The sequence below is a fragment of the Limnohabitans sp. genome, from assembly GCF_031538885.1.
Lineage (GTDB): Bacteria > Pseudomonadota > Gammaproteobacteria > Burkholderiales > Burkholderiaceae_C > Limnohabitans.
Genome location: NZ_JAVKLW010000008.1, coordinates 1 through 8,040 on the forward strand (window position 1 = coordinate 1; position 8,040 = coordinate 8,040).

General features: G+C 58.5%; 7 protein-coding genes. 5 read left to right on the forward strand and 2 right to left on the reverse strand.

Annotated elements, in window-relative coordinates; genetic code table 11:
* Positions 1 to 330: 330 nt before the first annotated feature.
* Positions 331 to 1,203: an acetyl-CoA carboxylase, carboxyltransferase subunit beta gene (gene accD, locus RMS03_RS00565; RefSeq protein ID WP_310625183.1), complete on the forward strand. Its 873-nt coding sequence runs from the start codon at positions 331 to 333 to the stop codon at positions 1,201 to 1,203.
* Between the two features lie 73 nt (positions 1,204 to 1,276).
* Here accD and ychF read toward each other — a convergent pair whose 3' ends face one another.
* Together ychF and RMS03_RS00575 are read right to left on the reverse strand one after the other, a co-directional pair.
* Complete coding sequence (gene ychF / locus RMS03_RS00570; protein ID WP_310625184.1) at positions 1,277 to 2,368, reverse strand: redox-regulated ATPase YchF; 1,092 nt, start codon at positions 2,366 to 2,368, stop codon at positions 1,277 to 1,279.
* Between the two features lie 342 nt (positions 2,369 to 2,710).
* On the reverse strand, positions 2,711 to 3,634 hold the full coding sequence (locus tag RMS03_RS00575; RefSeq protein ID WP_310625185.1) for an MOSC N-terminal beta barrel domain-containing protein: 924 nt from the start codon (positions 3,632 to 3,634) through the stop codon (positions 2,711 to 2,713).
* Between the two features lie 33 nt (positions 3,635 to 3,667).
* Between RMS03_RS00575 and RMS03_RS00580 the strand changes: the two genes are divergently transcribed.
* Genes RMS03_RS00580 through RMS03_RS00595 form a run of 4 tightly spaced genes read left to right on the forward strand, consistent with a single transcriptional unit; the run spans position 3,668 to position 7,903 of the window.
* Complete coding sequence (locus RMS03_RS00580) at positions 3,668 to 4,789, forward strand: FAD-dependent monooxygenase (protein ID WP_310625186.1); 1,122 nt, start codon at positions 3,668 to 3,670, stop codon at positions 4,787 to 4,789.
* A 46-nt stretch (positions 4,790 to 4,835) separates the two neighbouring features.
* Entirely contained in the window at positions 4,836 to 5,561 is a 726-nt protein-coding gene (locus RMS03_RS00585; RefSeq protein ID WP_310625187.1) for a DsbC family protein, read from the forward strand.
* Positions 5,562 to 5,609: 48 nt separating this feature from the next.
* Entirely contained in the window at positions 5,610 to 6,062 is a 453-nt protein-coding gene (locus RMS03_RS00590; RefSeq protein WP_310625188.1) for a DUF3429 domain-containing protein, read from the forward strand.
* A 5-nt stretch (positions 6,063 to 6,067) separates the two neighbouring features.
* Positions 6,068 to 7,903 (forward strand): peptidase M61, encoded by a 1,836-nt coding sequence (locus tag RMS03_RS00595; RefSeq protein ID WP_310625189.1) that lies wholly within the window; start codon positions 6,068 to 6,070, stop codon positions 7,901 to 7,903.
* Positions 7,904 to 8,040: the final 137 nt, after the last annotated feature.

Genomic DNA, 8,040 nt, shown 5'->3' on the forward strand with positions numbered 1-8,040 from the left:
ATTTGGTATCGTTCTTCTCGGCTGAGGTGCTTGTACATTGGGCAACTTCGACTTGGCGGTTAAAGCGGCCATGATGCTCTCGCATCCTCAGCCACCTATAACCAGTTCATCTTTGTTGCACTTCGTCCTTGAATCCGCCCGCATTGAATTCCAGCGTACCGAATATTTCACAAAATGCAGCGCTAACCAGATCAACATTTGCATCGACTTATTCAGCAAACATTGTTGGTCAAGCGACCTGGACTGGCAGATATCCAAACTAACGAGTCAGCAGGGAAGCCGTGATCGTTAAAATCCATCCATTCAAAAAGAACTGACGAAAGGCTCACCATGAGTTGGCTCGAAAAACTGCTACCCCCCAAGATTCAACACACCGAACCTTCCGAGCGCCGCAGTGTGCCTGAAGGCGTGTGGGTGAAGTGCCCTAGCTGTGAGACCGTGCTCTACAAGAGCGACTTGCAAGCCAACCAAAATGTCTGCCCGACCTGTAGCCACCACCACCGCATGAGTGCGCGTGACCGCTTGGACATGTTCCTCGACGCGGAAGGCCGCTACGAAATTGGTCAAGAAGTGCTGCCTGTGGACGCCTTGAAATTCAAGGACAGCCGCAAGTACCCCGAGCGCCTCAAAGAAGCCATGAGCAACACGGGCGAAACAGACGCCTTGGCGGTCATGGGCGGGGCGGTTCACAGCATCAATGTGGTGGTGGCCTGCTTTGAATTCGACTTCATGGGCGGCTCGATGGGCTCGGTGGTGGGCGAGCGTTTTGTGCGCGGCGTGCATACCGCTATTGAGCAAAAAGTACCGTTCATTTGCTTCACCGCCACTGGTGGCGCACGCATGCAAGAGGGCTTGCTGTCGCTCATGCAAATGGCCAAGACCAACGCCTCGCTCACCCGCTTGGCGAAAAAAGGCTTGCCCTACATCGCCGTGTTGACTGACCCCACCATGGGCGGCGTGTCTGCTGGCTTTGCGTTTGTGGGTGATGTGGTCATCGCCGAACCCAATGCGCTGATCGGCTTTGCTGGCCCACGCGTGATTGAGAACACCGTGCGCGTGACCTTGCCCGCAGGCTTTCAACGTGCCGAGTTTTTGCAGCAAAAAGGCGCCCTCGACATGATTTGTGACCGCCGTGAACTGCGCAAAACCATCGCCAGCACATTGGCGATGTTGCAGCGTCAACCCGCAGATGCGGTGGCTTGATTCAAGTCGGCCTGATCTCTCGTCAAAAAGCCCTCGCGTGCGAGGGCTTTTTTGTGGGTCAGCGCAGCACCACTTACGAGCTGAACAAGAAGTTCATCACGTCGCCGTCTTTCACCACGTATTCCTTGCCTTCAGCGCGCATCTTGCCCGCGTCTTTGGCACCTTGTTCGCCTTTGAAGGCGATGAAGTCTTCAAACGCGATGGTCTGGGCGCGGATGTAGCCCTTCTCGAAATCGGTGTGAATCACCCCAGCGGCTTGTGGGCCGGTGTCGCCCACATGGATGGTCCAAGCGCGGACTTCTTTGACACCCGCGGTGAAGTAGGTTTGCAAGCCCAGCAGGGTGTAAGCAGAGCGAATGAGACGGTTCAGACCTGGCTCGTCTTGGCCGATTTCTTTCAAAAACTCCAAGCGGTCCGCATCGTCCATCTCAGACAACTCAGCTTCGATCTTGGCGCAGATGGCCACCACGGGTGCGTTTTGCGCTTTCGCAAACTCTTTGAGGCGGTCCAAAAAGGGGTTGTTCTCAAAGCCGTCTTCCGACACGTTGGCCACGAACATCGCGGGCTTGGCGGTGATGAAGAAGAACTGCTTGAGTTCGGCCCGCTCTTCTTTGCTGAAGTCGATGGTACGCACAGGCTTGGTGTCGTTCAGCGCGGTTTGGCACTTTTCAAGAATCGTCATTTGCTTGACGGCTTCTTTGTCGCCGGAGCGGGCAATTTTGCTCACGCGGTGGATGGCTTTCTCCACCGCAGCCAAGTCGGCCAAGCACAGCTCGGTCTGAATGACTTCGATGTCGGCAATCGGGTCGACCTTGTTGGCCACGTGAATCACGTTGTCGTCTTCAAAGCAACGCACCACGTTGACGATGGCGTCGGTCTCGCGGATGTGGGCCAAGAACTTGTTGCCCAAGCCTTCGCCTGTGCTGGCACCCGCCACGAGGCCTGCAATGTCCACGAACTCCACAATCGCAGGCACGATGCGCTCGGGTGTGATGATCTCGGCCAATTGCTGTAGACGCGGGTCAGGAACCTCAACCACGCCGGTGTTCGGCTCGATGGTGCAAAAGGGGTAATTCTCAGCCGCGATGCCCGCTTTGGTCAGGGCGTTGAACAGGGTGGATTTGCCAACGTTGGGCAAGCCCACGATGCCGCATTTCAAACTCATAAAAATATCCTTAGAAATCAAGACCCCAGCTGCACCACCGAGCCCGATGTGGGCGTGGTGAACATGACTGACTCAGCTATGAAACGGTAAACGGTGTCAGGTGCGAATTGGCTTGGAAGGGCTGAATGCGATTGTACTAATTAACCTATCCCTTTCCCCGCATCTCTCCTCGACCTTGCAGGGCAATCAAAGGCAGCGATGTGATGCACACGCAGGTGACGAACGTGCCGTTTGCAAGGCACGCATGCGCGGTGAAGGCCGCACCGAAGGCAGCGTGCATGAGGGGGCATCTTGCGCGAAATTACGCGACCCGTGCCTAGCAAGCGATAAGCCGTTGCAACGTTAAAACGACCAAGGTGCCGATACCGCTTGCCCCACACGCAAGGTGTGGCCAATGCCAGCCAACGGCAGCGCGTTCATGCCAAATGTGATAGCACCGTTGAGCCGCCCATCTTGGCGGTACACCTGTAAGGTATCGGACACAGCGGGGGTTGACACACCAGTGTCTGGGTCGATGTTCGGAATGGGGCAGCGCGAGCAAGGCTTGACGGGGTTGAGCTGCACCGCCCCCGTGTCGGTGGCGATGGTCATCAGACCTACGCGGTCTTCGTCGTGGGCTTGCACCTGCGACAGCACCAGGTTGGCTCGAAAACGCCGCATGTCCACCGCCGCCACGCCTTGTTGCGACAAACGTGTGTTGAGTTCATCGAGCGAGGCGGTGCTAGCCACCAACAGAGGAAAGCCATCACTGAATTGGTTGAGCGCTTGCGCACCTTGCGTCCACTTAGGGCTGGCCAAGCGTGGGTGACGTTCGTCAAAGCGTACCAAGCGCAAATGGCCGTGGCTGTCACCCAAACACTGGGTGAGCCATGCGCCAGCGGCAGGGCCCATGTCAAAAGCGGGCACCTCGTCCTCCCACACACGCACGGGCGTGGTCGCAGCGCGTGGGGGCAAGGGCAAGGACAAGGGCACAGCGAACGCGGCCATGCCAGAGGCGTACAGCAGCAACTCGGCATCGCTGAGTTCGGGTTGAATCAAGGCCATGCGCGGCAATTCACGCTGGGTCAGCATGTCGCCCGCCGCATCCACCACCATCCACGCCCGGTCCCAGGTCAAACCTGTGGGCGTGAGTACCGCTTGTGGCAGCGAAATGCCCGCACACGACTTGATGGGGAACACCCACAAGGCGGCAATGCGTGCTTGGAATTCGTGTGGTGCAGCCGCGTCTTGGGCTTGGGCGTGCAAGGGTTGAATGGCAGAGGTCATGCGGCATTGTGCCGCCCTCCTACAATCAACTCCATGGCTCAAAAACTGGACGTATGTATTCGCGGCGATGGCATGGTGGGACGCACCTTGGCCTTGCTGCTCGCACGCCAAAAGTTGCGTGTGGGTTTGGTGGCGTCACCGCTTCAAAAGACGCAGGACGTTAGGGCTTACTCACTCAACAGCGCCTCTCGCGACTTACTGACGGAATTGCGCTGCTGGCCTGACGCCTTGCACGCCACACCCGTGCAGCACATGCGCGTGTGGGGCGACGAGGGTGGTTTCACGCATTTTGAAAGCCCCACGCCAGAGGGACTGACGTGGATTGTGGACGTACCCGTGCTCGAAGCTCAGTTGGCTGACGCGGTGCGTTACCAAGCCGAGATCGCCCCCCTCACCGCGCCCGAACCCGCCGCTTTGACGGTGGTGTGTGAGGGCCGCGCCAGCGCCACCCGTGTCGAGTTGGGTGTGGACTTTGACGTGCTGCCCTACCAGCAACACGCCGTCGCTGCGCGTGTGCATTGCAGCACACCGCACCGCCAGCAAGCCTTGCAATGGTTCAGCCAAGGGGCGCACGGCTTAGAAATATTGGCGCTGCTGCCCCTCGGTGGCGCGCAAGGCGACACAGCAAGTTTGGTGTGGTCGCTGCCACCCGAACGCGCCCAAGAGATGTTGGCCTTGAGCCCCGAGGCCTTTGCCTTGGCGCTGGAAAACGCCAGCCACGGCGTGCTCGGCCAACTCACGCTGACCAGCACGCGCGCGATGTGGCCGCTGCAACTGGCACGTGCCGAACGTTGGACAGGCCAAGTGGCAGACGGCAGTGCATGGGCCTTGGCGGGCGACGCTGCCCACAACATCCACCCGCTTGCAGGCCTCGGGCTGAACCTCGGCTTGGCCGATGTGGCCGAGTTGGCCCACGTACTCCAAGCCCGCGAAGCCAAAGACTATTGGCGCAGCGTGGGGGACCGTTTTTTCCTGCGCCGCTACGAGCGTGCGCGCAAAGCCGCCATGATGCCCACTTGGGTGGCCTGCGACGGTTTGCAACGCCTGTTCGCTCACCCCAATGCCAGCGTGCAAGCGCTACGCAACTGGGGCATGAACGGGTTCAACAACCTCACTCCCCTCAAAGCTTGGGCCATGCAACAGGCCATGGGTTGATGCCCCCACGTACCCAGCCATGCACACACTTTGGACGACACCACACATGCAACACCTGTTCCGCTCACTCGCCATCGCGGCCATCGCCGCACTGAGTTTTTCCAGCGCTTTGGCACAAGGCCATGAAGCCACCATTCGCAAGAATTTGAGCGAACGCATTCCACAAATTCCAAAGATTGAGGAAATCACGCCCACGCCTTTGGCTGGTATTTACGAGTTGCGCTTGAGCACCAACGAGATTTACTACAGCGATGCGGCAGGCAATTTTCTGTTTCAAGGCAATTTGATCGACACCAAAAGCAAACGCAATCTGACCGAAGAACGCGAAAACAAACTCAGCGCGATTGACTTCAACACCCTGCCGTTCAAAGACGCCATCACCATCGTCCACGGCAACGGCAAACGCAAACTCGCCGTGTTTGAAGACCCCAACTGCGGCTACTGCAAACGCTTTGAACGCGACTTGGCCAAGGTGGACAACGTGACGGTGTATTTGTTCTTGATGCCTGTGCTCGGCCCCAACTCCATGGAGAAGTCACGCCATGTGTGGTGCGCCAAAGACCCTGCCACCGCTTGGAAAGACATGATGCAAAAAGACGTGCCCCCCACCGCCGTGCAGTGCAACAGCGCCGCGGTAGACCGCAACTTGGACTTGGGCCGTAAATACAAAATCACCGGCACCCCCACCTTGGTGGCACAAGACGGCACGCGTGTGCCGGGTGCGATCAACAGCACACAAATCGAAAAGCTTTTGGCTGACGCCAGCAAATAAAGCCTCGTCAACACCCCCACACGCACGCTACCTAGAAACGAGTACGTCATGGTTCACACTCCCATCGCCCCCGACAGCCATGCAGGCCAACTGATTGAACGTTTGGGCTACGCAGGCTTGATGCCGTTTGTGGTGCTGGCCTTCTTCATGTGGGTGGTCACGCCCGAAGCACACCCGTTTGTCGCCATTGCCCTGAGCGCCTATGGTGCGACCATTGCCTCGTTTTTAGGCGGCATCCATTGGGGCATCGGGCTGCGCCACAACGCCCCCCAGCGCAAATTTCACATGGTGTGGGGAGTGGTGCCCTCGTTGGTGTCTTGGGTTGCCGTGATCATGCCTGCCTATGCTGGCTTGCCCGTGCTGGGCCTCTTGTTGTTGGCTTGCTATTTGGTCGACCGCAAAACATGGCCAGAGGCAGGCTTGCGTGACTGGATGACCTTGCGCTTTCGCTTGACCGTGGTGTCTACCTTCTCGTGCCTTTTGGGCGCTGCGGCGACTTGACAACTATGCACTACCGCGTCGAAGCCGCTGACTTGCACGCCCACTTGTATGGCGTGACCCTCACCATCGCGCAACCCACGGCAGGCCAACGGGTGTCACTGCCGGTGTGGATTGCAGGCAGCTACATGGTGCGTGAGTTTGCCAAGCAAATCACCACCCTCAGCGCACGTCAAAACAATCGCCCAGTGGCGGTGCAACACATCGACAAATGCACATGGCAAGTGGACTGTGGGGCAGACGCCCCACTTACTCTGCACTACCAAGTCCACGCCCATGACGATTCGGTGCGCACCGCTTGGCTAGACACGCAGCGCGGATTTTTCAACGGCACCAGTGTGTTCTTGCAAGCCGAGAGCTTAGAAGATGTGCCGCATCAGGTGAGTTTGGTAGCCGAGACCTTCCACACACCGCACAGCCAGCCGTGGCAAGTGGCCACGGGCCTCACACCGCTCAAGACCGACCGTCAAGGGTTTGGCACCTATGTGGCGTCCAACTACGACGCGCTGGTGGACTGCCCCGTGGAGATGGGCCCGTTTTGGAGCGGTAGCTTCAAGGCCTGCGGCATCGAACACCGCTTTGTGGTGGCAGGTGCCACACCCGCGTTTGACGGTGAACGCTTGCTGCGCGACAGCCAGAAAATTTGCGAGACCGCGATTCGGTTTTGGCACGGGAAATCCAAACGTGGCAACAAGCACTCGGCCACACCACACCAACGCTATGTGTTCATGCTCAATGCGGTGGTCCAAGGCTACGGTGGTTTAGAGCATCGCAACTCCACCGCGCTCATTTGCAACCGTGCGGACTTGCCGCGTGTCAGCGAGAGCAGCAACAGCAGGGCCAAAGGTTCCAACGCAAGCGATGCCAAACAGAGCGAGGGCTACACCACGCTCTTAGGTCTCATCAGCCACGAGTATTTCCACACGTGGAACGTCAAGCGCTTGCGCCCTGCTGAGTTTGCGCGCTACGACTACACCCAAGAGAACTACACCGAACTGCTGTGGTTCTTCGAAGGCTTCACCAGCTACTACGACGATTTGCTGCTACACCGCGCTGGGCTGATCGACGATGCGCACTACCTCAAGCTGCTGAGCAAGACCATCCAGCAAGTGCAGCAAACCCCGGGCCGCGAGGTGCAGAGTGTGGCGCAGTCAAGCTTTGAGGCGTGGACCAAGTACTACCGCCCAGACGCCAACAGCCCCAACCTCACCGTGAGCTACTACACCAAGGGCGCACTGGTGGCCTTGTGCCTCGACCTATCACTGCGGCAACATGGCGTGAGAAACCACAGCGTCTCACTGGACGATGTGATGCGCGCTTTGTGGGTGCGTTGCTGCACAGGCCCGCAAGATGGCCCCATGCTTGAGGCGGATGTGCTGGCTGTTCTCAAAGAACTCACAGGCCGTTCATGGGTCGCAGAGTTCAAAGCATGGGTACACGGCACACGCGAATTACCGCTTGAAAAATTACTCACAGCGCATGGGGTGGGCATCCACCATGACCCCGCGCCGATGGCCCAACGCCTTGGCTTGCGCGTGAGCGAGTACCACAGTGTGCAGATCAAAACTGTGCTGAGCGGCAGTGCCGCACACCGTGCCGGATTTGCACCGGGTGACGAATGGCTTGGCGTTGACATCGCAGGCAAGACGCCGTCCGCATGGCGACTGAAAAAGCTCGAGGACTTGCTGCTGTACGTCGGCACGGCCAAAAAGCTGGTGGCCTTGGTCAGCCGTGATGTACGCCTGCTGCGTTTGAACCTCGCATGGCCCAAGGCCCAAGACCACCACACCTGGCGTCTCACGATTGACCATGCCGCGCGGGTCAAGCGCTGGCTCACTCTATGACCTTACCCCTGAAAAACGTACTCCTTAGCTGATAGGTAAAAATCAGTTTTAGGAGAGAGAAATGAGCGATTCGATACGACGGGCGCGGTACGCACTGGAATTCAAGCTGGAGGCCGTCAGGCTGGTCAAGGGTGGGC

Coding starts and splice junctions, on each gene's coding strand:
- RMS03_RS00575 (WP_310625185.1), bottom strand. CDS start 3,634: ATGACCTCTGCCATTCAACCCTTGCACGCCCAAGCCCAAGACGCGGCT.
- RMS03_RS00585 (WP_310625187.1), top strand. CDS start 4,836: ATGCAACACCTGTTCCGCTCACTCGCCATCGCGGCCATCGCCGCACTG.
- RMS03_RS00580 (WP_310625186.1), top strand. CDS start 3,668: ATGGCTCAAAAACTGGACGTATGTATTCGCGGCGATGGCATGGTGGGA.
- ychF (WP_310625184.1), bottom strand. CDS start 2,368: ATGAGTTTGAAATGCGGCATCGTGGGCTTGCCCAACGTTGGCAAATCC.
- RMS03_RS00590 (WP_310625188.1), top strand. CDS start 5,610: ATGGTTCACACTCCCATCGCCCCCGACAGCCATGCAGGCCAACTGATT.
- RMS03_RS00595 (WP_310625189.1), top strand. CDS start 6,068: ATGCACTACCGCGTCGAAGCCGCTGACTTGCACGCCCACTTGTATGGC.
- accD (WP_310625183.1), top strand. CDS start 331: ATGAGTTGGCTCGAAAAACTGCTACCCCCCAAGATTCAACACACCGAA.